We start from the raw sequence: 22,494 nt of genomic DNA on the forward strand, positions 1-22,494 counted from the left end.
AGGGTCTCCGCGACGTCGCTTCGCTCCTGCTCCCCCTAGGATGACGAAGGCGTGTTGGCTTGTAGCTAATCGCAGATGGCGGAGATTTGGCAGTTGCGTCGCAGCGTAGGTAGGCTGATGACAAGCGAAGGCTTTCGAAATTAGCCGACGCCTCTCTCGCATCGCGCCGCAACCCGCCTCAGGCGGGTTTTTTTGTTTCAGGCCGACATCAAACAATCCCACCGCCGCCGCCGGCAACCGCCGGCCGTTCCGCCGCGACCTTGGCTCGGTAGCCGGCGGCGCGATAGGTGGCGACCGGATCGATGGCGCCGCCCGTGTTCAGCCGCGCCATGGCGAGGATCGGCTCGACGTCGGTGCGATAGGCGGCTTTCAGCGTCTGCGTCGCCATCAGCGCGTCGTTGGCATCCTGATAGCCTTCCAGCGCCTGGCGATCGACCAGCAGCGCCTGCGCATAGGCGCGCTGCACCTCGACCGCCGACAACATCAGGCTTTCGATCGGGTCGGTGACATTGTGGCTCTGGTCGAGCATGTGAGCCGGATCAAAACCTTCGGCACCGGCAAGCTCGGCATCGACCAGTTCGTTGAAGACGAGGAACAGCCGGTAGGGATCGATCGAGCCGGCGTCGAGATCGTCGTCGCCATATTTCGAATCGTTGAAATGGAAGCCACCGAGTTTCTTGAACTGGATCAGCCGCGACACGATCATCTCGATGTTGACGTTGGGCGCATGATGGCCGAGGTCGACCAGGCAAAAGGCCTTGTCGCCGAGCTCTTTGGCGATGATGTAGTTGGTGCCCCAATCCTGCACGACCGTCGAATAGAAGGCCGGCTCGTACATTTTGTGCTCGGTGAACAGCTTCCAGTCGTCAGGCAGTCCGGCGTAGATCTCCTTCATTGCGTCGAGATGACGCTCGAACGCCTTGGCGAAATTGACCTGGCCGGGGAAATTCGAGCCGTCGCCGATCCACACCGTCAGCGCCTTGGAGCCGAGCGTCTTGCCGATCTCGATGCATTCGAGATTGTGCTCGACGGCCTGCCGGCGGGTGCCGGCGTCGGCATGCGACAGCGAGCCGAACTTGTAGGACAGTTTTTGATCACTGGCGTCGGAGAAGGTATTGGAGTTCATGGCGTCGAAGCCAAGGCCGAAGCGCGAGGCCGCCTGTTTCAGCCGGTTCGGGTCGGCCTTGTCCCACGGAATGTGCAGCGAGACGGTGGGTGTCGCCTGCGTCAACTGCCGGATGACGGCGCAATCCTCGATCTTGTCGAAGATATCGCGCGGCTCGCCGGCGCCGGGAAAGCGGGCAAAGCGGGTGCCACCGGTGCCGACGCCCCAGGACGGGATCGCCACGGCGAATTTTTCGACCTTGTCGCGGATGGCGTCGACGGCGATGCCGCGGCGGTCGAGGCGTTCGCCGAGCGCATCGTAATCGCGCTTGAGCTCGGCCGAGCGCGCGAGATTGTCCTTGTCGACGATGTCGGCTGAGATGATGGTTTCGGACATGGTGCTTCCTCCCAAATGCGTTCGGTTGGCGCTGCCCCTCATCCGCCTGCAGGCACCTTCTCCCCGTATGGCGACCGGGAGAAGGACAAGCGTGTCCGGCATTGGCGACCCCCTCTCCCCGTTGTTCGCGGGGAGAGGGTAAGGGTGAGGGGCAGCGCCACCCTCAAAAAATGATCGCCTAGCGCGTAAAACTCTGGGCGTTGCCGGCGTCGACATTGACGATATTGCCGGTCGACTTGGCCGACATGTCGGAGGCGAAGAAATAGATCGCCTCGGCGATGTCTTCGGGGAACACCGAACGCTTCAGCATCGAGCGTGAGCGGTAGTGTTCCTCAAGGTCGTCAGTCGACATCTTGTAGGCGGCGGCGCGCTGTTCCTTCCACTCGCCGGTCCAGATCTTCGAGCCGCGCAGCACGGCGTCGGGATTGACGACATTGACCCTGATCTGGGCCTCCGCGCCTTCCAGCGCCAGGCAGCGCGCCAGATGGATTTCGGAGGCCTTGGCCGTGCAATAGGCGGCGGCATTGGGCGATGCGGCAAGCCCGTTCTTGGAGGCGACGAAGACGACATTGCCGCCGATCTTCTGCGCCCGAAACAGCCGGAATGCTTCGCGCGACGCGAGGAAATAGCCGGTCGACAAGATGTCCATGTTCTTGTTCCACAGCGCCAGCGTCGTCTCCTCGATCGGCGCCGAGGTTGCCAGGCCGGCATTCGACACCAGGATGTCGATGCCGCCGAACTCGACCGCCGTCTCGGCGAAACCGGAGATCACCTGGTCCTCTGACGTGACGTCGATCACCACCGGCCGCACGAAATCCTTGCCATGGGCCTTGGCCAATTCGTCATTGGCGCTGGCAAGGGCGGTCTCGTCGATGTCGGCCAGCACGACGCAGGCGCCCTCGCGCAGCAGCCGGTTGGCCGTCGCCCGGCCGATGCCGCCGGCGCCGCCGGTGACCAGCGCGATCTGGCCGGCAAGCGCTTTCGGCTTGGGCAGGCGCTGCAGCTTCGCCTCTTCGAGCAGCCAGTATTCGATGTCGAAGGCTTCCTGCTCGGGCAGGCCGACATAGGTCGACACTGTCGAGGCACCGCGCATGACATTGATGGCATTGACGTAGAATTCGCCCGAAATGCGCGCCGTCGCCTTGTCGCCGGCGAAGGTGAACATGCCGACGCCGGGCATCAGATAGACCACGGCGTTCGGATCACGCACCGGCGGCGAATCCGCATGCTTGCACCTGTCATAATAGGCCTGGTAGCCAACGCGATACTCCGCCAAATCGTCGGCGAGACGGGCGATGACGGCGTCGACATCAGGATTTTTGGGGTCGAATTCGATGAGCAGCGGCCGGATCTTGGTGCGCAGGAAATGATCCGGGCAGGAGGTGCCGAGCGCCGCCAGCGGGCGCAAATCCTTCGAATTGACGAATTCGAGCACGGCCGGCGAATCGTCGAAATGGCCGAGCTTGTGGCTGTTCTCCGAAATCAGGCCGCGGATCCTCGGCATCAGCCTTGCGGCCACGGCGCGACGCGCCGGCGCGTCGAGCGATTTGACGACTTCGCCGCCGAAGATCTGCTTGCCTTCAGACTTGCGCTCGAACCAGTCGATCGCCTGGTTGATCACCGAGATCGTCGTCTCGTAGCATTCCTTTGGAGTGTCGCCCCAGGTGAACAGGCCATGGCTTGCCAGCACAACGCCCTTGGCCTCAGGGTTTTCGGAGCAGAATTTTTCCAGCGACAGGCCGAGCTCGAAGCCCGGACGCTTCCATGGCAGCCAGCCGATCGCGTCGCCGAAGATCTCCCTGGTCAGCGCCTGCGAATCCTTGGCGGCGGCAATCGCGATGATGGCGTCGGGATGCATGTGGTCGACATGCGGCTTCGGCACGAAGGCGTGCAGCGGCGTGTCGATCGAGGCCGCGCGTGGGTTAAGATTGAAGGTGCAATGGGGCAGATAGGCGACCATCTCGTCCTCATGCTCGAGGCCGCGATAGAGACCCTTAAGCGCGCGCAACTTGTCCATGTAGAGGGTGGCGAAACCGTCGAGCTTAATCGAGGCGCTGTCGCCGCCCGAGCCCTTCACCCACAGCACTTCCACGCTTTCGCCGGTGAGCGGATCCTTTTGCCATATCTTGGAAGAGGTGTTGCCGCCGCCATAGTTGGTGACGCGCTTGTCGGAGCCAAGAACATTCGAGCGATAGACGAGACGTTCCGGCTCGCTCATTCCCAGGGCTGTCGCCTCATCCCAAAGATTGGTGAGGCGCGTGCCGGAGCGCTTGTCAAGCATAGGTAATCCTCCCGTGACGTGAGACGCGCAAACGGTGCGGTCCCTTTGGGCCGAATTTCTACGCAAGCGGCGGCGTTGTCAATCACAAACGATCAACATCGATCATATTGCGCTGCACAATGAATTTATCTGATCGGAAATGATTGACACTGCGCGTTTTGAGTGCCTAGATGTGCTGGCAGGGAGGAACCATGCACGAAAAGGAGCGCCACAGGATCATTTTGTCCGCCGTCCAGGAAAAGCCTGTGGTGACGGTGCAGGAGATGGTCGACCTGACGGACTCGTCCGAGGCGACGATCCGGCGCGACATCGCTGCATTGCATGTGCAAAAGCGCCTGCGCCGCGTGCGTGGCGGCGCCGAGGCGATCACCCCGCCGCAATTCATCGGCCTTGCCGGCCGGCCTTTTTCCGTCAACGAGACGATCAACGCTGTGCAGAAGCGGGCGATCGCGCGGGACGCCGTGGAACTGTGCAAGGACGGCGAGCCGATCATCATCAATGGCGGCACCACCACCTTCCAGATGGTGTATTTCCTGACCGGCCGCCGCATGCCGATCTTCACCAATTCCTTTCCGATCGCCGAGCACCTGCTCAAGCACTCCAAGAACACGGTGATGCTGTCGGGCGGCACCATCTACCGCGAGCAGAACATCATCCTGTCGCCCTTCGACAATGACGTGACGCGCAATTTCTATGCGCGCCGCATGTTCATGGGCGCGCAAGGGCTCGGGCCACTCGGCCTGATGGAAGGCGATCCGCTGCTGATCCAGGCCGAGCAGAAACTGATCGATCAGGCCGACGAACTGGTGGTGCTGGTCGACTCGTCAAAATTCCGCAAACGCTCGAGCCTGATCCTGTGCGGCCTGTCGCGCATTGCCACGGTCATCACCGACGACGGCATCGAGGATCGCGAGGCCAAGATGTTGGAGGCCGCCGGTGTGACGCTGGTCGTCGCCCGCACAACGGCAGGCAATAGGGAAGAATCTTCGCTGCAGGCCTGAGGGTTCGCAGCGGCGATGGAATGCAACGCTCAAGGGAGGATATTCGATGAGCTTTCTGAAGAAATTGATGGTTACGGCGGCGTTCTCGGCCGCCATCTTCGTGAATGCGGCCTATGCCGAGAACGTCAAGATCGCGCTGGTGGTGAAGTCGCTCGGCAACGGCTTCTTCGATGCCGCCAACAAGGGCGCCGAAGAGGCGGCCAAGGAACTCGGCGACGTCGATATCATCTACACCGGCCCGACCAAGGCGACCGCCGAAGCGCAGATCGAGGTGATCAATTCGCTGATCGCCCAAAAGGTCAACGCGATCGCCATTTCGGCCAATGACGCCGACGCGCTGGTGCCGGCGCTGAAGAAGGCGATGGATCGCGGCATCACCGTCATCTCGTGGGATTCCGGCGTCGCTCCGGAAGGCCGCCAGCTCCACCTCAACCCCTCGGACACAAACCTGATCGGCGAGACCATCATCAAGCTTGCCGCCGACTATCTGCCGGAAGGCGGCGATGTCGCCATACTGTCGGCTTCGTCGACCGCGACCAACCAGAACGCCTGGATCGAAGCGGCCAAGAAGGTGCTGCCGGAGAAATTCCCCAAGATCAATCTCGTCGCCACCGTCTATGGCGACGACGACTCGGCCAAGAGCACGGACGAGGCCAAGGGCCTGCTGAAATCCTATCCGAACCTCAAGGCGATCATCGCACCGACCACCGTCGGCGTCGTGGCCGCTGCCCAGGTGGTGACCGACCAGGGCCTGATCGGCAAGGTCAATGTCACCGGCCTGGCGCTGCCGTCGGAGTTCAAGAAGTTCATCGACAACGGCGCCAGCCAGGCTGTCGCACTGTGGAACCCGATCGATCTCGGCTACTCGGCCGTCTACCTCGCCCATGATCTGGCGGTGAAGAAGGAAGAAGCCAAGCCGGGTGCGACGCTGTCGATCGGCCGTGTCGGCAAGGTCACCCTCGACGACACCAACTCGGCCGCGATGGCTCCGCCCTTCAAGTTCGACAAGTCGAACATCGAAGAGTTCTCCAAGATCTATTGATCCTGGAGCCCTTCAAGCCGGCGCGGCGGAGCTCAAGTTCCGCCGCGTCCTCAAACGGACCTGCTTAAGGGCTTGATACGACTATGGACACGACAGCCCAACTCGACCCGACCACTGAGCAGCCTTTGGCTGCGGCTCCGCGCCTGACCCTGGCCGGCATCTCGAAGAGTTTTCCCGGCGTGCGCGCGCTGCACGACGTCAGCCTGTCGCTCTACCCAGGCCAGGTGACCGCGCTGATCGGCGAGAACGGCGCCGGCAAGTCGACGCTGGTCAAGATCATGACAGGCATCTACCAGCCTGACACAGGCACGATCAGTATCGATGGCCAGGCCGTGACCTTGCCCAGCGCGCATGCCGCCTTCGGGCACGGCATCACCGCCATCCACCAGGAAACCGTGCTGTTCGACGACCTGACGGTGGCCGAGAACATCTTTCTCGGCCATGCGCCGCGATCGCGCCTCGGCACCATCGACTGGCGCACCATGCGCAAGAATGCTCGTGAAGTACTGAACACCATGGGCGCCGGCCACATCGACGCCGATGCGCGGCTGAAGGATCTCGGCATCGCCAACAAGCACCTCGTCGCAGTCGCCCGCGCCATGTCGATCGACGCCCAGATCGTCATTATGGACGAGCCGACCGCAGCGCTGTCGCTGAAGGAGATCGAGGAGCTGTTTTTGCTGGTCGAGTTCCTGAAGAGCGAAGGCAAGGCGATCCTGTTCATCAGCCACAAGTTCGACGAGATCTATCGCATCGCCGACCGTTACACGGTGTTCCGCGACGGCGAGATGGTCGGCGAAGGCCTGATCAGGGATGCCGGCCAGAGCCAGATCGTGCGCATGATGGTCGGCCGCGCCGTCGATCACATCTTTCCGCAACGCAAGGCCGAGATCGGCGCGCCGGTGCTTGCCGTCTCCGGCCTGTCGCACCCGACCGAGTTCGACGACATCGGCTTCGAGCTGCACAGAGGCGAGATCCTCGGCTTCTACGGCCTTGTCGGCGCCGGGCGCAGCGAGGTGATGCAGGCGATATCAGGCATCACCCGCACCAGCAGCGGCACCATCACGCTGGAAGGCAAGGCGATCATGCCGAAATCGGCGGCGGATTCGATCGACGCCGGCATCGTCTACGTGCCGGAAGAACGCGGCAAGCAAGGCGTGGTGATCGGCCTGCCGATCTTCCAGAATATCTCGCTGCCCTCGCTCAAGCGCACATCCAAGTCAGGTGTGTTGCAGCTGGCCGAAGAGTTCGCGCTAGCCCGTTCCTATACCGAGCGGCTCGATCTGCGCGCTGCCTCGCTCAGCCAGGACGTCGGCACTTTGTCGGGCGGCAACCAGCAGAAGATCGTCATCGCCAAATGGCTGGCGACCGCGCCCAAGGTGATCATCCTCGACGAGCCCACCAAAGGCATCGACATCGGCTCGAAAGCCGCCGTGCACGGCTTCATGGCCGAACTGGTCGCTCAAGGGTTATCGGTGATCATGGTGTCGTCCGAACTGCCCGAGATCCTCGGCATGTCCGACCGGGTCATCGTCATGCGCGAGGGCCGCATCGCCTCGATCTATGACAACAAGGGGCTCGACGCCGAAACGCTGGTCAAGACGGCAGCAGGGATTGTGGCATGAAGGTTTTGCTCAAATATCGCGAAGTCTGGCTGCTCGCGGCAATCGTCGTGCTGATCGGGCTGATCTCGATGCGCTTTCCGGGCTTTGCTGCCTTCGGCAATCTGCGCCAGGTGTTCAACGACACCTCGATCCTGATGATCCTGGCGCTGGGGCAGATGGTGGTGATCCTGACCCGCTCGATCGACCTGTCGATGGCGTCGAACCTGTGCTTCACCGGCATGGTGGTGGCGATGCTGAACGCCGCGCATCCGGCAATCCCGATCCCGCTGCTGATCGTCATCGCACTTCTGGTCGGCCTGGTGCTCGGCGCGATCAACGGCCTGCTGGTATGGCGGCTGAACATTCCCTCGATCGTGGTGACGCTCGGCACGCTCACCATCTATCGCGGCGCCACCTTCGTCATTTCAGGCGGCGCCTGGGTCAATGCCGATCAGATGAGCCCTGATTTCATCGGCCTGCAGCGCGCGGCCTTTCTCGGCATTCCAGTGCTGTCGTGGATCGTCATACTGGTCATCGCCTTGTTCTTCCTGTTGATGACGCGCACCGCGCTCGGCCGCTCGATCTATGCCATCGGCGTCAATCCGACAGCATCGATCTACGCCGGCATCGATGTCGGCCGCACCAAGTTCATTGTCTTCTGCATCTCGGGGATGGCCGCCGGTCTGTGCGGCTATCTCTGGATCTCACGCTATGTCATCGCCTCGGTCGAGGTCGCCAATGGCTACGAGCTCAACATCATCGCCGCCTGCGTCATCGGCGGCATCTCGATCGCCGGCGGCATCGGCTCGGTCGGCGGCGCAGTGCTTGGTGCGCTGTTCCTCGGCATCATCTCCAACGCGCTGCCGGTCATCAACATCTCGCCGTTCTGGCAGATGGCGATTTCGGGCAGCGCCATCATCCTGGCCGTGGTGCTCAACGCGCGCGGCGAACGCCGGCAAGGCCGCATTATTCTCAAGAAGGCGGAAGCGGCATGACCGACACCCCAGCCCCGCGCCACATTCCCGACCGGCTCGACACGCCGCTCAACTCGGCGATCTTCTCGTGGGAGGCGCTGCTGGTCGCGGTGGCGGTCGCCATCTTTGCCGTCAACAGCTTCGCCTCGCCCTATTTCCTCGACGCGTGGTCGCTGTCGGACCTGACCTTCAACTTCACCGAGAAGGCGCTGATCGCGCTCGCCATGGCGCTGCTGATCATTTCCGGAGAGATCGACCTGTCGGTCGCCGCCATCATTGCGCTGGCCTCGACGATGATGGGCATGGCGGTGCAGGCCGGCGCCGGCACGCCGGTGCTGGTGGCGATCGGCATCCTGGTCGGGCTCGGCTGCGGCGCCTTCAACGGGCTGCTCGTCACCAGGCTCGGCCTGCCGTCGATCGTCGTCACCATCGGCACGATGAGCCTGTTTCGCGGCATCGCCTTCATCGTCCTCGGCGACCAGGCCTACAAAGGCTATCCCTCCAGCTTCGCCTTCTTCGGCCAGGGTTATGTCTGGTGGGTGGTGTCGTTCGAGCTGACGCTGTTCCTCGTCGCGGCGGTCATCTACTGGTTCCTTCTGCACCGGACCAGCTTCGGCCGTCGCGTCTTCGCCATCGGCAACAACCCGGTCGCGGCACAGTTTTCCGGCGTGCGTGTCGGCCGCATCAAGTTCATCCTGTTCTGCCTGACCGGGCTGATGGCGGGCATCGCCTCGGTGCTGATCACCTCGCGGCTCGGCTCGACCCGGCCATCGATCGCGCAAGGCTATGAATTGGAAGTCATCACCATGGTGGTGCTGGGTGGCGTCAGCATCCTGGGCGGCGCCGGCAGCATTTTGGGCGTGGTGCTCGCCGCCTTCATCATGGGGCTGGTGACTTTCGGCCTGGGGCTGCTCAATGTGCCCGGCATAGTCATGTCGATCTTCATCGGCCTGCTGCTGATCATCGTCATCGCGCTGCCCATCGTCTGGCGGCGGGTGCGGCGGGAGCGTTTTACCTGATGGCCGAGAAATACGCGTTCAAGATGAAGCTCAATCCCGGCATGAAGGCCGAATACAAAAGGCGTCATAACGACATCTGGCCGTCGCTGGTCGCACTGCTGAAACAGGCCGGCGTTTCCGACTATTCGATCCATCTCGACAATGAGACCAACACCTTGTTCGGCGTGCTGTGGCGGCGCGACGGCCACGGCATGGACGAATTGCCGAAGCACAAGGTGATGCAGCGCTGGTGGGCTGAAATGGCCAACATCATGGAGACCAGGCCTGATAACGAGCCGGTGGCGGAGCCGCTGGAAACAATGTTCCATATGGAATGACCCGCCACGTCGCCGTCATCGATATCGGCAAGACCAACGCCAAGGTGGCGCTGGTCGATCTCGCCGATCTGCGCGAAGTTGCGCTGCGCCGCATGGCGAACGCGCCTGTCCTTGACGGTCCCTACCCGCACCACGATGTTGAGCTTCTGTGGTCGTTCATCCTCGACAGCCTCGCCGAGATCAATCGCGAACAGCGCATCGACGCGATATCGATCACCACCCATGGCGCGACGGGCGTGCTGGTGGACACTGCCGGCGAGTTGGCGCTGCCGGTGCTCGACTATGAATTTGCCGGGCCCGACACCCTTGCCGAGGACTATGACACGAACCGTCCGGCCTTCGCCGAGACGGGCACGCCGCGCCTGCCGGTCGGCCTCAATCTCGGCGCGCAGCTGTTCTGGCAGCAGAAGCGCTTCCCGGCGGAGTTCGCCAAGGCCGCCGCGATGCTGATGTACCCGCAATACTGGGCCTTGCGCCTGACCAGCGTCGCCGCAAACGAAGTGACTTCGCTTGGCTGCCACACCGATCTGTGGAACCCGTGGAAGGCCGATTTTTCGTCGCTGGTCGACAAGATGCAATGGCGTCATCTGATGGCGCCGGTGCGGCCGGCGAAATATCGCCTTGGCCCGATCCTGCCCGCGCTTGCGATACGGACCGGGCTTGATCCGCAAACGCCGGTGTTTTGCGGCTTGCACGATTCCAACGCCTCGCTGCTGCCGCATCTCCTGTCCGATACGCCGCCGTTCTCGGTCGTCTCGACCGGCACCTGGGTGGTGTCGATGGCGGTTGGCGGCAACAAGATCGCGCTCGACCCGGCCCGCGACACGCTCGTCAACGTCAACGCGCTCGGTGATCCGGTGCCGTCGGCGCGTTTCATGGGCGGCCGTGAGTTTTCGCTGCTGACGGAAGGCCAATCGGAAGACTGGACCAAAGAGGATATCGCCACAGCGCTCGCGCGGAAGACGTCCCTGCTGCCTTCGACCCAACAGGGTTCGGGGCCGTTCCCGCATCACAGGGCAGCATGGCTCGACGGAGACGGCATCAACGGCGGCCAGCGCTTTGCCGCCATCTCTTTCTACCTGGCGCTGATGACCGCGACCTGCCTCGACCTGATCGACGCCGGCGGCCCGACGACCGTCGAGGGGCCGTTCGCCCGCAACCGGCTTTTCACGCGCATGCTCGCTGCAGCCACCGCACGTGCCGTCATCGCGTCGGAGGCCGCAACCGGCACCAGCATCGGCGCCGCCCTGTTGGCGTCGGACCAAGGAACGGTACAAGGCGCCGGCGAAAGGTTCGAACCGCCGGTCGACCCGGCCTGGGCGGATTACGCACGTTCATGGCGCGCGGCGGTCGACGCACAGGGCTGATCACAAAATCCGCTTGCCAAACGCCGACATGACGAAATTGACCGTTTCCGCCGCCAATCGCGGTTCCAGAGCTGATGTCAGGCCGGAAACGTCCATCGACAACAGCCCGCCGGACAACGCGATCGCCTCCATGGCCTGATGCGTTTCGCGCACCGTGATGCCGCCGGAGCCTGCCGCCCAGCCGGCGAATTCGGTCACCTCAGGCGTATAGCTGACATGAAAGCCTTGCGTGCCGGAACTGGCGATGCGGATCGCCTCGTGCATCACGTCGCGCATGCCCATGGCGTCGATGTCGGTCATGGTGAAGGCGCAGACGCGCGAATCCTTCAGCACCCGGGCCTCGGCCGGATCTGCATGGCGCAAACCGACAATGACGACGTTTTCCGGCGACAGTTGTGGCTGCAGCGCGCCGGGCTTGTGATCGAGGCCGAGCGCCCGCGCCAGCACCGAAGCTTCCGGCAGGTCGATGCCGTCTTCGTCCTCGGGCATCAGCGCGGCGATGGAATCGATCCAGATCAGGCCAAACGAGTGCGTCGCCCGCGCGGTCGCCGTCAGCGCCGTGTGGGCGATGCGCCGGTCGCTGCCGGCGGTGAGCCGGACCAGGCCGGACGGCGGCCGCTCGATATCGGCCAGTTCGACGACATCGAAATTCATCGCCTCCAGCCGGGCGCCGGTCGCCTCCCTGGCCAGGATGCCGGCCGCCGCCGGTGCGGCAGATATCGACACCATCTTGCGGCCGGAGAAATCCTCGACATCGTGCATTGGCGCCTTTTCGACATATTCCGAGGTCATTGCCAGCAGCATGGCGCCATAGCTCATGCGGAAGGCGACACGATCGCCGACGGCGGGTGGCGGCTCGGCATCGGTCACGTCGAGAAGCAGATGGTCGCTGGAGGCGCCAAGCACCCGCACGCCCTTGGCAATCGGCGTCAAACCTTCGATCAAGACATCCTCGCGGCCGATATTGGCGATGGCGCGCAACCGGTCGCCATCGTCGGCAAACACCGGCTGGTTGCCGAAAGCGTCGTAGCCGGATTGGCCGATCGGCCGCGACGGCTTCAGCTTGACCTCGATGATGTCGCTGGTCAGCCGGCAGGCATCGGGTTCGAGTTCGGCCCACGGCGTCTCGCGGAAGGTTTCGACGCCACCCTGAAGGATCGCCTCGCCGACCCGCAGATTGTTGATGCCGGCGGGCAGCCTGCCTTCGAGCAGCAGCGTCAGCGACGATGACGCGCCGCCCGAGATCCAGTCGAGCCTTGCGCCGGACAGGCGCTCGGTCTTGTAGGCATGGGCGACGAGCTGTCCGAGATTTTCCTGCGTCGGCATGATGGCGCCGAAGCAGCCGAGATTGGTGCCGATGCCGGCGATGCGCACGCCGCTGAGCGCCAGTATTTGTTCGACCGTCGGAATGAGGTCGTTCGGCCAGATGCCTTCCCTGAGGTCGCCAAGATCGATCATCAGCATGATGTCGTGGACGCGGTCCATACGCTCGGCGATGCGCGATAATTCGCGGATGGTGGCGAGTTCGGATTGCAGGCTGATGTCGACGGTGCGCACAACCTCCTCGATGCGTGCCATCGGCGGACTGCGCAGCAGCATGATCGGGGCGGTGATGCCGCTGTCGCGCAGCCGGCGGATGTTTTCGAAGCGCGATTCGGCGATGCCGGCGACGCCGCCGCGCAGCATGGCGCGCGCCACCTGCGGCATGCCGCAGGTGCCCTTGGTAACGCCGAATACCCTGATGCCGGACAGGGCGCAGCGGTCGACGATGGTGCGCGCATTGCGCTCGATGCGGCCAAGGTCGATGGCGACTTGCGGTCCCGACATTTTTCTACTCAGAATTTGTGCACGGTATTAGACGCATTTATCTTCCCGGTGCCGACACGACGATTAATTCTCCCTCAATTGACATAGACCAGCCCTTGCGGGTCGATCTCCGGCTTGCGGCCGGCGACCACATCGGCAAGGAATTTTCCCGAGCCGCAGGCCATGGTCCAGCCGACATGGCCGTGGCCGGTGTCGAGGTAGAGATTTCTGTAGCGCGCCCGGCCGATGACCGGCACCGAGTTCGGCATCATCGGCCGCAAGCCGGCCCAGAGCTCGGCCTTGTTCTCGTCGAAGGCGCCTGGGAAAAGCTCCTTGCCGGTCCTGAACATGGCGGCGAAATCGCTCGGCTTGTGGCTGCGATCGAAGCCGGTGAACTCGGCGGTCGAAGCAAGCCGCAGCCGGTTGCCGAGCCTGGAATAGCCGATAAGCTGATCCTCGTCGGCGCCGCCCATGGTCGGCCCTTTGCCCTCGTCCTCCAGCGGCACGGTCGCGGTGTAGCCCTTGACCGGATAGACAGGCAGGTCGATGCCGTAGCGGCGGCCGAGCAGGCCACTCTCCGGCCCCATCGAGATGACCACGGCGTCGGCTGTTATCGGGCCGGCCGAGGTCATCACCGCGCGCACCCGATCGCCTTCGATGTCGAGGCCTTCGACCGTCGTGCCGTAGAGGAACTGGACGCCGAGTTTCTCGGCGGCATAGGCAGCGAGGTTTCGGGTGAATTGGCTGGAGTCGCCGGTCTGGTCGATCGGCGAATAGACGCCGCCGGCTATTCTGTCCCTGGCCCCGGCAAGGCCGGGCTCGATCTCGACCAGCCTGTCGCGGCCGACGATCTCGATCGGCAGACCGTGCTCGGCGAGATAGCGGTAATTGTCGGTGCCGGTATCAAAACTCTGCTGCGAGCGGAAGAAATAGAGAATGCCCTTCTTGCGCTCGTCATAGTGAATGCCGGTGTCGGCCGAGATGGCGTTGATGCAGTCGCGCGAATAAAGCGCCAGGCGCAGCTTGATGTCGGTGTTGGCGCGCAGTCGCGCATGCGTGCATTGGCGCAGGAAGCGCAGACTCCAGGCGAAGAAATAAGGATCGAAGCGCAGCCTCACCTTGATGCCGAGATCGTGGTTGTAGAGCGCGCGCAAAAACGTCCTCAGCGCAGCGGGCGAGGCCCAGGCGGTGGCGTCGCCTGGCGACACCAGGCCCGCATTCGATTGGCTGGTGCCTCGCGCCGCCATCGGATGGCGTTCGATCACGGTCACCTCGTGGCCGTCGCTCGCCAGATAGTAGGCCGCCGCCGTGCCGACGACGCCAGCGCCAAGGACCAATATCTTCATGCCGCCCCCAAAGGATCAGACGCGGCCGAAACGCCTCCACGTTTCAGCCGCGCAGCTCCTTCAATAGCGCTTCCACGCTCGATCTACGAGCCCACGGAGGAAAAACCGGGACTTCAGCTCCGCGCCGAATTCTTGCCGGTCAGGATACGCTCCCAAGCCAGCGCGTCGGCGACGATCCGGTCGAGGTCATCGCGTTGCGGGGTCCAACCGAGCTCGCGGCGCGCCAGCTCCGAATTGGCGACCACCGCCGCCGCGTCGCCCGCACGGCGCTCGCCGATCCGCACGTCGAAATCATGGCCAAAGACGCGGCGCACGCTGTCGATAACTTCGAGCACCGAATAGCCGTGGCTGTAGCCGCAATTGGCGACGAGGCTTGGTCCCCCGGCGCGCAGCCGTTCCAGCGCCAGCCGATGCGCCGCCGCCAGATCGCTGACATGGATGTAGTCGCGCATGCAAGTGCCGTCGGGCGTCGGATAGTCGGTGCCGAACACCTCCATGAAGGGCCGCTTGCCGAGCGCCGTCTCGCAGGCGACCTTGATCAGATGCGTGGCGCCCGGCGTCGACTGACCGGTGCGGCCCCTCGGATCGGCGCCGGCGACGTTGAAGTAGCGCAACGCCGTATAGCGCAAGCCGTGGGCGATTGCGGCGTCGCGCAGCATCCATTCGCTCATCAGCTTGGACAGGCCATAGGGCGATTCCGGTGCAAGGCGCGCATCCTCGCGCACCGGCTCCAGCCCGGCGCCGCCATAGACGGCGGCGGTCGAGGAAAAGATGAAATTGGGCACGCCTTCGCGCACCGCGGTCTCGATCAGCGTGCGCGTCTTGCAGGTGTTGTTCTCGTAATAGCCGAGCGGGTCGGCGACCGATTCGGGAACCACGATGGAGCCGGCAAAATGGATGATCGCATTGACATGATTGTCGCGGATGACCCCGCCGACCAGCTCCTTGTCGGCGACATCGCCGACGACAAGCTTTGCCTCCGGCGCCACCGCCCATTCGAAGCCGGTCGAAAGCCGGTCGAGGACGACAACGCTCTCGGCCGCGTCCAGCAGTTCCCAGACCATATGGCTGCCGATATAGCCAGCGCCGCCTGTCACCAAAACCGTCATCCGTGTCCTCGCTGCTCAAGATTAATCGGAAGCTGTCTCCACACCCGCCTTACTGGAAAGCCTGCCACTGGGCCATTAGTCCATTTCCATCAGTGCCTGCGGTAACCAGTCTCATCGGCGCATGGCATCGTCCTGAAACAAAATTGATCCACATCAAGGGAATAGGCCATGATCCGTGGCCGTTAGGAACAGGCTTGGGGCGTGGCATTTTGACCAAAAAGGCCAAGTAGACGGCGAATAGGGCAATGATTATGATCCCACGCAAAAATTGGGAAGCCGAAATGAACTATCAGCGGTTCTTCGAAGACGCGATCGACCAGCTTCACGCCGAGCGTCGCTATCGCATCTTCGCCGACCTCGAGCGCATCGTGGGGAACTTCCCACGCGCCATCTGGCGCGCCAACGGCCGCGCCCAGGAAATCACCGTCTGGTGCTCCAACGACTATCTCGGCATGGGCCAGCATCCCGACGTCATCGCCGCGATGCAGAACGCCGCCGGCAAGATGGGATCCGGCGCCGGTGGCACCCGCAACATCTCCGGCACCAGCAATCCGCTGGTCGAGCTCGAACTGGAACTGGCCGACCTGCACGACAAGGAAGCCGCGCTCGTCTTTACCTCCGGCTTCGTCTCTAACGAAGCTTCGATCTCGACCATTGCGCGGCTGCTGCCCAACTGCCTGATCGTCTCGGACGAGTTGAACCACGCCTCGATGATCGAGGGCGTGCGGCGTTCGGGCGCCGAGAAGAAGATCTTCCGCCACAACGACGTTGCGCATCTCGAAAGCCTGCTGCAGGCGGCGGGCCGCGAGCGCGCCAAGTTGATCGTCTTCGAGAGCGTCTATTCGATGGATGGCGATATCGCGCCGATCAAACAGATCGTCGAACTTGCCGAGCGCTACAACGCCATGACCTATATCGACGAGGTGCATGCCGTCGGCATGTACGGACCGCGCGGCGGCGGCATCACCGAGCGCGAAGGGCTGGCCGACCGTATCGACATCATCGAAGGCACGCTGGCCAAGGCGTTCGGCACGCTCGGCGGCTATATCACCGGCACAAGTGCGGTGATCGATGCCGTGCGCTCCTATGCGCCGGGCTTCATCTTCACCACGGCGCTGCCGCCGGCCATTGCCGCCGCGGCGACCACGTCGATCCGCCATCTCAAGCGCTCACAGGCCGAACGAGCCGCGCAGCAGCGCCAGGCGACGCGGACCAAGCAGGTCCTTACCGCCGCCGGCCTGCCGGTGATGGAGTCCGCTACCCACATCGTGCCGCTGCTCGTCGGCGATCCCGAGCTGTGCAAGATGGCCAGCGACCGCCTGCTCGGCGTCCACGGCATCTATATCCAGCCGATCAACTACCCGACCGTGCCGCGCGGCACCGAACGGCTGCGGATCACGCCGACGCCGTTCCATTCGGATCAACTGATCGCGGGACTGCAGGACGCTCTGGTCGAGACCTGGGATGCTTTGGGTATCTCTTACGGTTCTGCGGGCCGGCCGGCCGTGAGGGAATGCGACCGCGTCATTCCGCTGCTGGTGCCGAAGTCCGGCGGGTGATCTTCAGCCGAGGGCATGATGGCGGTCTCCGCTCTCGGTGCCGCGTTGTTCTTCCACGCCGCGGCATTCGAAGGTCACGGTATGGTTCCTAGGGCCTACGCGACGTCGCTTCGCTTGCGCACACTCGGGCGGATCTGACTCTCACACACTCTTCATCCACTTCGCCAGCCGGTGTGCGGCTTCCTCGAGCTGGTCGAGGCGGCGGTGGAAGCATAGCCTGAGAAAGGCTTCGCCGCCGGGGCCGAAGGCGGTTCCGGGCGCCAGGCCGACATTGGCGCGGTCGACGATGTCGAAGGCGGCGGCGCGTGAATCGGTAACGCCGTCGACCGCGAAGAACAGATAGAACGCTCCCTGCGGCACGGTGAAGCCTGCCCTGCCGGTCGCAGCCAGGATGCCGCAGACCAGGTCACGCGCCGCCCTTGCCCGCTCCACCTGCTCGACGATGAAGGCATCGCCCTCATCGAGGGCGACGACCGCGCCGCGCTGCATGAACTGGGCAACGCCGGAGGTCGAATACTGGACCAGGTTCTCGAACACCTGCTGCAGCGAAGGATGGGTCTTGATCCAGCCGACCCGCCAGCCGGTCATCGCCCAGTTCTTGGAAAAACTGTTGACGAACAGGATGCGATCCTCGTCGGCCATGATATCGATAAAGGACGGCGCGCGACCATCGCCGTAGTGGAACAGCGAATAGATCTCGTCGGCGATGATCCACAGGCCCCTTCCACGGGCAAGATCGAGGATCGCCTGCAGCGTCTCCCTGTCGGCGGTCCAGCCGGTCGGGTTGGAGGGTGTGTTGACGAACAGCGCCTTTGTCCTTGGCGTGATCGCCGCCTCGATCTTGCCGACGTCGCAGGACCAGCCATTGCCGGACTGGTCGAGCGTGACAGCGACCGGAATAGCGCCCGCCACACCGGCGGCTGCGGCGAAATTCGGCCAGGCCGGCGACAGATAGACGAGTTCGTCCCCCTTCCCTGCGACGGCATCGATCGCCAGCTGGATGGCATGCATGCCCGAGCCGGTGACGATGAATTCTTCCTCGGCGAAGCGCTTGCCGAAATGCCTGACGTAATAGCGGGCGAGCGCCTGCCTCAGCTCGGGGATGCCTTTCTGCCAGGTATAGAAGGTCTCGCCGCCGGCTAGCGCCCGGGCAGCGGCATCGGTGATGAAGGCGGGCGTCGGCAGGTCGCCCTCGCCGGCCCAGAGCGGGATCATGCCATCGCGGTCGCGGCCGCGGTTCATGACGGCGACAATGCCGCTTTCCGGCGCGGCCCGGGCCTCGGCGCGCAAATTCTCGATCAGGGTCATGGATAGATCCGTTTTCGTCTTCTGGACTGCTAGCGCGTTTCGCGACAGGCGAAAACAGAAAACCCCGGCCGCAAACGGCCGGGGTTTTGGTCCAGGGAATCTGTCTTCGGGCTATTTCCTGGCGAGGAGATCGCGAATTTCAGTGAGCAGCGCAACATCGGCCGGCGGAGCGGCCGCAGGCGCAGCTGGCTTCTCACGCTCCAGACGCTTGCGCAGATTGTTCACGGCCTTGACCATCAGGAAGATGATGAAAGCGAGGATAATGAAATTCAGCGCGGCGGTGATGAAACTGCCATAGGCGAAGACTGCGCCCTGCTTCTTGGCATCCGCCAGCGATGTGGCGTTGACGGCTGAGGACAAGGGCAGGAAATAATTGTTGAAGTCGAGTCCGCCGAAAATCGCCCCGATTATCGGCATGATGATGTCATTGACCAGTGAATCGACGATCTTGCTGAAGGCAGCGCCGATAATGACGGCGACGGCCAGGTCCATGACGTTACCCCGGGAAATGAATTCCTGGAATTCTTTCAGCATTCGACCCTCCTTGTTCTGACGCGCCAGGCCGCCGCCCTCGCCCGATCGTTGGCTTCACTGGCACAATAGCAAAAGCCTGCAGTTGCAGCATGGACAAAAGACCGTTTCCGCCGGCCAAGATTCCGAAGCCGCAGCCATCTGCGCCGAAAGCCGCGATGGACTTGATCGCCAAGCTGTGATTGCGTCTCAGCAGGCCGGATGCAAAACCGGCAAGGGAGGATTGTCAGGCCGTGCAGGGCTGGTTCGTCGTCATCATTGCGATTGCCTATGTGACGTTGCTGTTCGCCATCGCCAGCCTCGGCGACCGGCGCTCAACGACATCCGGGTCTGACCGGGCCCGGCCCTTCATCTATGCGCTCAGCCTGGCGATCTACTGCACCTCCTGGACGTTCTTCGGTTCGGTCGGCCTTTCCTCCGAGCGCGGCCTTGAATTCCTCGGCATCTATATCGGCCCGGTGCTGGTGTTCGTGTTCGGCTTTCCGCTGCTTCGGCGCATCGTCAGGCTGGCCAAGACAGAGAAGATCACCTCGATCGCCGACTTCCTCGGCGCCCGCTACGGCAAGAGTTTCGCCGTAGCAGCGATTGCCACGCTGATCGCGACGGTCGGCGCGGTGCCTTACATGGCGCTGCAGTTAAAGGCGATTTCCGGCTCGGTCAGCCTGATGGTCGAGCATTATACCGGCTCGCCGCCTTCGTTCGATCCGTTCGTCAGCGACATCTCACTGGTCGTCGCCATGCTGCTCGCGCTGTTTGCGGTGCTGTTCGGCACGCGCCACGCCGACGCCACCGAGCACCAGGACGGGCTGGTGCTGGCCGTCGCGGTGGAAACGGTCGTCAAGCTCGCGGCCTTCCTGGCGATCGGCCTGATGGTGACGTTCCTGATCTTCGGCGGCCCGGGCGATATGGTCGACAAGCTCGCCGAGAATTCGCAAGTTCAGCAAGCGATGAGCTACAGCACCTCGCTCGCAACCTGGCTGGTGCTGACGTGTTTGAGCGGTTTCGCCATCATCATGCTGCCGCGCCAGTTCTATGTCACCATCGTCGAGAACCGCAGCGAGGCCGAACTGCGCACCGCGACATGGGTGTTTCCGCTCTATCTGGTGGCGATCAACCTTTTCGTGCTGCCGATCGCGCTCGCCGGCCTGGCGCTGGTCGGCACCAGGACCAGCAGCGACCTCTATGTCCTGTCGCTGCCGCTGCTCAGCGGTCACGATGTGTTGGCCATGGCCGCCTTCATCGGCGGCCTGTCAGCGGCCACCGCGATGGTGATCGTCGAAAGCGTCGCGCTGTCGATCATGATCTCCAACGATCTCGTCATTCCACTGTTCGTGCGTCGCCTGCTCAAGACCACGACATCGGAGAACGAGGACTGGTCAGCGCTCATCCTCAACGTGCGACGGGCGGCGATCTTCATCATGCTGTTCGTCGCCTTCCTCTACTATCGCGAGAGCACCAACAGCGCGCGGCTCTCCTCGATCGGCCTGATGTCGTTCGCCGCGATCGCGCAGTTCGCGCCGGCCTTGATCGGCGGGCTGATCTGGCGCGGCGCCAACGGTAGGGGGGCGGCGCTCGGCATGGTCGCCGGCATCGTCGTCTGGAGCTATACGCTGCTGCTTCCTTCGCTCGCCGCGTCCGATACCGGCATCGTCGTCCACGGCCTGTTCGGTTTCGAAGCGTTGCGGCCGCAAGCGCTGTTCGGCACCGTCGCCGAGCCGCTGAACCACGGTGTCCTGTGGAGCCTGTCGGTCAACACGCTGTTCTTCGTGCTAGGCTCGCTGTCGCGCGCGTCGGTGCCGCTGGAGCGCATCCAGGCGTCGATTTTCGTGCCGCGCGAGGCGAGCCCGATGCCGAGCCTGCGCCGCTTCCGCACCACCGTCACCGTCAACGACCTCAAGGACACCATCGCGCGCTATCTCGGCGTCGAACGCACTGAACGGTCGTTTCAGTCGTTCGAAAAGAGCAACGGCGCTTCGCTGCACGGCAACGAGCAGGCCAGCATGGACGTCATCCGTTTCTCCGAGCAACTTCTGGCAAGTGCCGTCGGCTCCTCTTCGGCGCGGCTCATCCTGTCGCTGCTGCTGCGCCGCAATGATCGAGAGGCGAAGGACGCCTTTCGCCTGCTCGACGACGCCACCGAAGCGTTGCAGCACAACCGCGACCTGCTGCAGATCGCGCTCGACCAGATGGAACAGGGCATCACCGTCTTCGACAGGGATTTCCGGCTGATCTGCTGGAACCGCCAATATCGGGCGCTGTTCGACCTGCCCGACGAGATGGGCCAGGTCGGCGTCTCGCTCGACCGCATCCTGCGCCACCTTGCCGAGCGCGGCGACATTCCGGCCGACCAGCGGGTGGCGATGCTCAACCGCCTCACCAGCTTCGTCAGCCCCTGGCAGATGGAGCTGAAGACCAGCGGCCGCATCCTGGAATTGCGCTCCAACCCGATGCCGGATGGCGGCATCGTTGCCACCTATGCCGACATTTCCGGGCGCGTTGAGCAGGACCTGGCGCTGAAGCGCGCCAATGAAACGCTCGAACAGCGCGTCAAGAACCGCACCGTCGAACTGACCCGCGTCAACGAGGAGCTGGCACAGGCGCAGATGCTGGCGGAGGAGGCCAATCTCGGCAAGACCCGCTTCCTCGCTGCCGCCGGCCATGACATCCTGCAACCGCTGAACGCTGCTCGTCTCTATTGCTCGTCGCTGATCGAAAAGGCCGGCAAGGGACCTGCGGGCAAGGCCGCGATCAACATCGAATCCTCGCTGGAATCGGTCGAGACCATTCTCGGCGCAGTCCTCGACATTTCCCGTCTCGACGCCGGCGCGATGAAACCGGACGACACGGCCTTCAGCCTGGATGGACTGCTGCGCCAGATCGGCAACGACTTTCAGCCGCTTGCCGCCGAGAAGAAACTCAGCCTGACGATCATGCCATCGTCGCTCAGCGTGACGACTGACCGCAATCTGTTGCGCCGCCTGATCCAGAACCTCGTATCCAATGCCATCAAATACACCCGCCATGGCCGCATCCTGGTCGGCGTGCGGCGGCGCGGCGAACTGGCCGAGATACAGGTGATCGACACCGGCATCGGCATTGCCGCCGACAAGCTGAACACGGTCTTTCACGAATTCACCCGGCTCGATGAGGGCGCCCGCGAAGCCGAAGGCCTGGGGCTCGGCCTTTCGATCGTCGACCGCATCGCTCGCGTCTTGCGCCTCGAACTCCAGATATTTTCAAGCCCGAGCAAGGGCACACGCTTTTCCGTCGTCCTGCCGGTCGCGGCAGTGCAGGAGCCGCGGCGCGAGATCGAGGCCAAGGCGCCGGTCCGCACGGCTGCTTCGCTTGCCGGGCTCCGCGTGCTCTGCATCGACAACGACGCCCGCATCCTCGACGGCATGCGGCTGCTGCTCGAAGGCTGGGGCTGCAGCGTCGACACGTTTGCCGGCTCGAGGGATCTCGAGGGGTCCGGCATGCGTCGGCCCGACATCGTGCTTGCCGACTATCATCTCGACGGCGAGACCGGCCTTGACGCCATCGCCAAACTGCGCGCTATCCATGGCCATGACATGCCGGCGGTGCTGGTCACCGCCGACCGCTCGAGCGAGGTGCGCGCCAGCGCCGGCAGGCTCGACGTGCCGGTGATCAACAAGCCGCTCAAACCAGCGGTGCTGCGCTCGATGATGGCGAGGGTCAGGCCGCTGGCGTCGGCGGCCGAGTAAAGCCGGA

At 63.5% G+C, this 22,494-nt stretch carries 16 protein-coding genes; 9 read left to right on the plus strand and 7 right to left on the minus strand.

Annotated features, from left to right (window positions below):
* Positions 1–208: 208 nt before the first annotated feature.
* Positions 209–1,501, minus strand: a complete 1,293-nt coding sequence (gene rhaI, locus AC0L2M_RS21125) for an L-rhamnose catabolism isomerase (protein ID WP_128177971.1) — start codon at positions 1,499–1,501, stop codon at positions 209–211.
* 178 nt (positions 1,502–1,679) lie between these two features.
* The gene (locus tag AC0L2M_RS21130) at positions 1,680–3,782 is read right to left on the minus strand and encodes a bifunctional rhamnulose-1-phosphate aldolase/short-chain dehydrogenase (RefSeq protein WP_473535795.1); all 2,103 of its coding nucleotides are present in this window, start codon (positions 3,780–3,782) and stop codon (positions 1,680–1,682) included.
* Between the two features lie 191 nt (positions 3,783–3,973).
* On the opposite strand from AC0L2M_RS21130, the gene AC0L2M_RS21135 reads away from it, so the two are divergent.
* The 7 genes from AC0L2M_RS21135 to AC0L2M_RS21165 all read left to right on the plus strand — a co-directional run bounded on the left by AC0L2M_RS21135 (position 3,974) and on the right by AC0L2M_RS21165 (position 11,106).
* Positions 3,974–4,783: a DeoR/GlpR family DNA-binding transcription regulator gene (locus AC0L2M_RS21135; RefSeq protein ID WP_287345633.1), complete on the plus strand. Its 810-nt coding sequence runs from the start codon at positions 3,974–3,976 to the stop codon at positions 4,781–4,783.
* 46 nt (positions 4,784–4,829) lie between these two features.
* Positions 4,830–5,825 carry a rhamnose ABC transporter substrate-binding protein gene (gene rhaS / locus AC0L2M_RS21140; RefSeq protein ID WP_023803287.1) on the plus strand — a complete coding sequence of 332 codons (996 nt, stop codon included), beginning with the start codon at positions 4,830–4,832 and terminating at the stop codon, positions 5,823–5,825.
* Positions 5,826–5,908: 83 nt separating this feature from the next.
* Complete coding sequence (locus AC0L2M_RS21145; RefSeq protein ID WP_128177979.1) at positions 5,909–7,450, plus strand: sugar ABC transporter ATP-binding protein; 1,542 nt, start codon at positions 5,909–5,911, stop codon at positions 7,448–7,450.
* A complete protein-coding gene (locus tag AC0L2M_RS21150; protein ID WP_473535796.1) occupies positions 7,447–8,424 on the plus strand; it encodes an ABC transporter permease in 978 nt (325 codons plus the stop codon). The genes AC0L2M_RS21145 and AC0L2M_RS21150 overlap by 4 nt, the downstream gene beginning before the upstream one ends.
* On the plus strand, positions 8,421–9,422 hold the full coding sequence (locus AC0L2M_RS21155; RefSeq protein WP_023803290.1) for an ABC transporter permease: 1,002 nt from the start codon (positions 8,421–8,423) through the stop codon (positions 9,420–9,422). The genes AC0L2M_RS21150 and AC0L2M_RS21155 overlap by 4 nt, the downstream gene beginning before the upstream one ends.
* Entirely contained in the window at positions 9,422–9,739 is a 318-nt protein-coding gene (gene rhaM / locus AC0L2M_RS21160) for an L-rhamnose mutarotase (protein WP_473535797.1), read from the plus strand. Before AC0L2M_RS21155 ends, rhaM begins: the two co-directional genes overlap by 1 nt.
* Positions 9,736–11,106 (plus strand): FGGY-family carbohydrate kinase, encoded by a 1,371-nt coding sequence (locus AC0L2M_RS21165; protein WP_473535798.1) that lies wholly within the window; start codon positions 9,736–9,738, stop codon positions 11,104–11,106. The genes rhaM and AC0L2M_RS21165 overlap by 4 nt, the downstream gene beginning before the upstream one ends.
* Here the strand turns inward: AC0L2M_RS21165 and AC0L2M_RS21170 are convergent, their stop codons facing one another.
* The 3 genes from AC0L2M_RS21170 to galE form a co-directional block, all read right to left on the minus strand.
* On the minus strand, positions 11,107–12,933 hold the full coding sequence (locus AC0L2M_RS21170; RefSeq protein WP_473535799.1) for an alanine racemase: 1,827 nt from the start codon (positions 12,931–12,933) through the stop codon (positions 11,107–11,109). It lies immediately after the preceding gene.
* Between the two features lie 74 nt (positions 12,934–13,007).
* Positions 13,008–14,258, minus strand: a complete 1,251-nt coding sequence (locus AC0L2M_RS21175; protein WP_128169122.1) for a D-amino acid dehydrogenase — start codon at positions 14,256–14,258, stop codon at positions 13,008–13,010.
* 113 nt (positions 14,259–14,371) lie between these two features.
* Entirely contained in the window at positions 14,372–15,367 is a 996-nt protein-coding gene (galE, locus tag AC0L2M_RS21180; protein ID WP_473535800.1) for a UDP-glucose 4-epimerase GalE, read from the minus strand.
* Between the two features lie 281 nt (positions 15,368–15,648).
* Here galE and hemA point away from each other — a divergent pair, with 281 nt between their 5' ends.
* On the plus strand, positions 15,649–16,926 hold the full coding sequence (gene hemA, locus AC0L2M_RS21185) for a 5-aminolevulinate synthase (protein WP_473535801.1): 1,278 nt from the start codon (positions 15,649–15,651) through the stop codon (positions 16,924–16,926).
* Between the two features lie 141 nt (positions 16,927–17,067).
* Here hemA and AC0L2M_RS21190 read toward each other — a convergent pair whose 3' ends face one another.
* A complete protein-coding gene (locus AC0L2M_RS21190) occupies positions 17,068–18,234 on the minus strand; it encodes a pyridoxal phosphate-dependent aminotransferase (RefSeq protein ID WP_473535802.1) in 1,167 nt (388 codons plus the stop codon).
* Positions 18,235–18,345: 111 nt separating this feature from the next.
* Complete coding sequence (mscL, locus tag AC0L2M_RS21195) at positions 18,346–18,768, minus strand: large conductance mechanosensitive channel protein MscL (RefSeq protein WP_287364425.1); 423 nt, start codon at positions 18,766–18,768, stop codon at positions 18,346–18,348.
* 230 nt (positions 18,769–18,998) lie between these two features.
* Between mscL and AC0L2M_RS21200 the strand changes: the two genes are divergently transcribed.
* Complete coding sequence (locus tag AC0L2M_RS21200) at positions 18,999–22,487, plus strand: hybrid sensor histidine kinase/response regulator (RefSeq protein WP_287248565.1); 3,489 nt, start codon at positions 18,999–19,001, stop codon at positions 22,485–22,487.
* Positions 22,488–22,494 lie beyond the last annotated feature (7 nt).

It is taken from the genome of Mesorhizobium sp. WSM4806 (assembly GCF_055811635.1).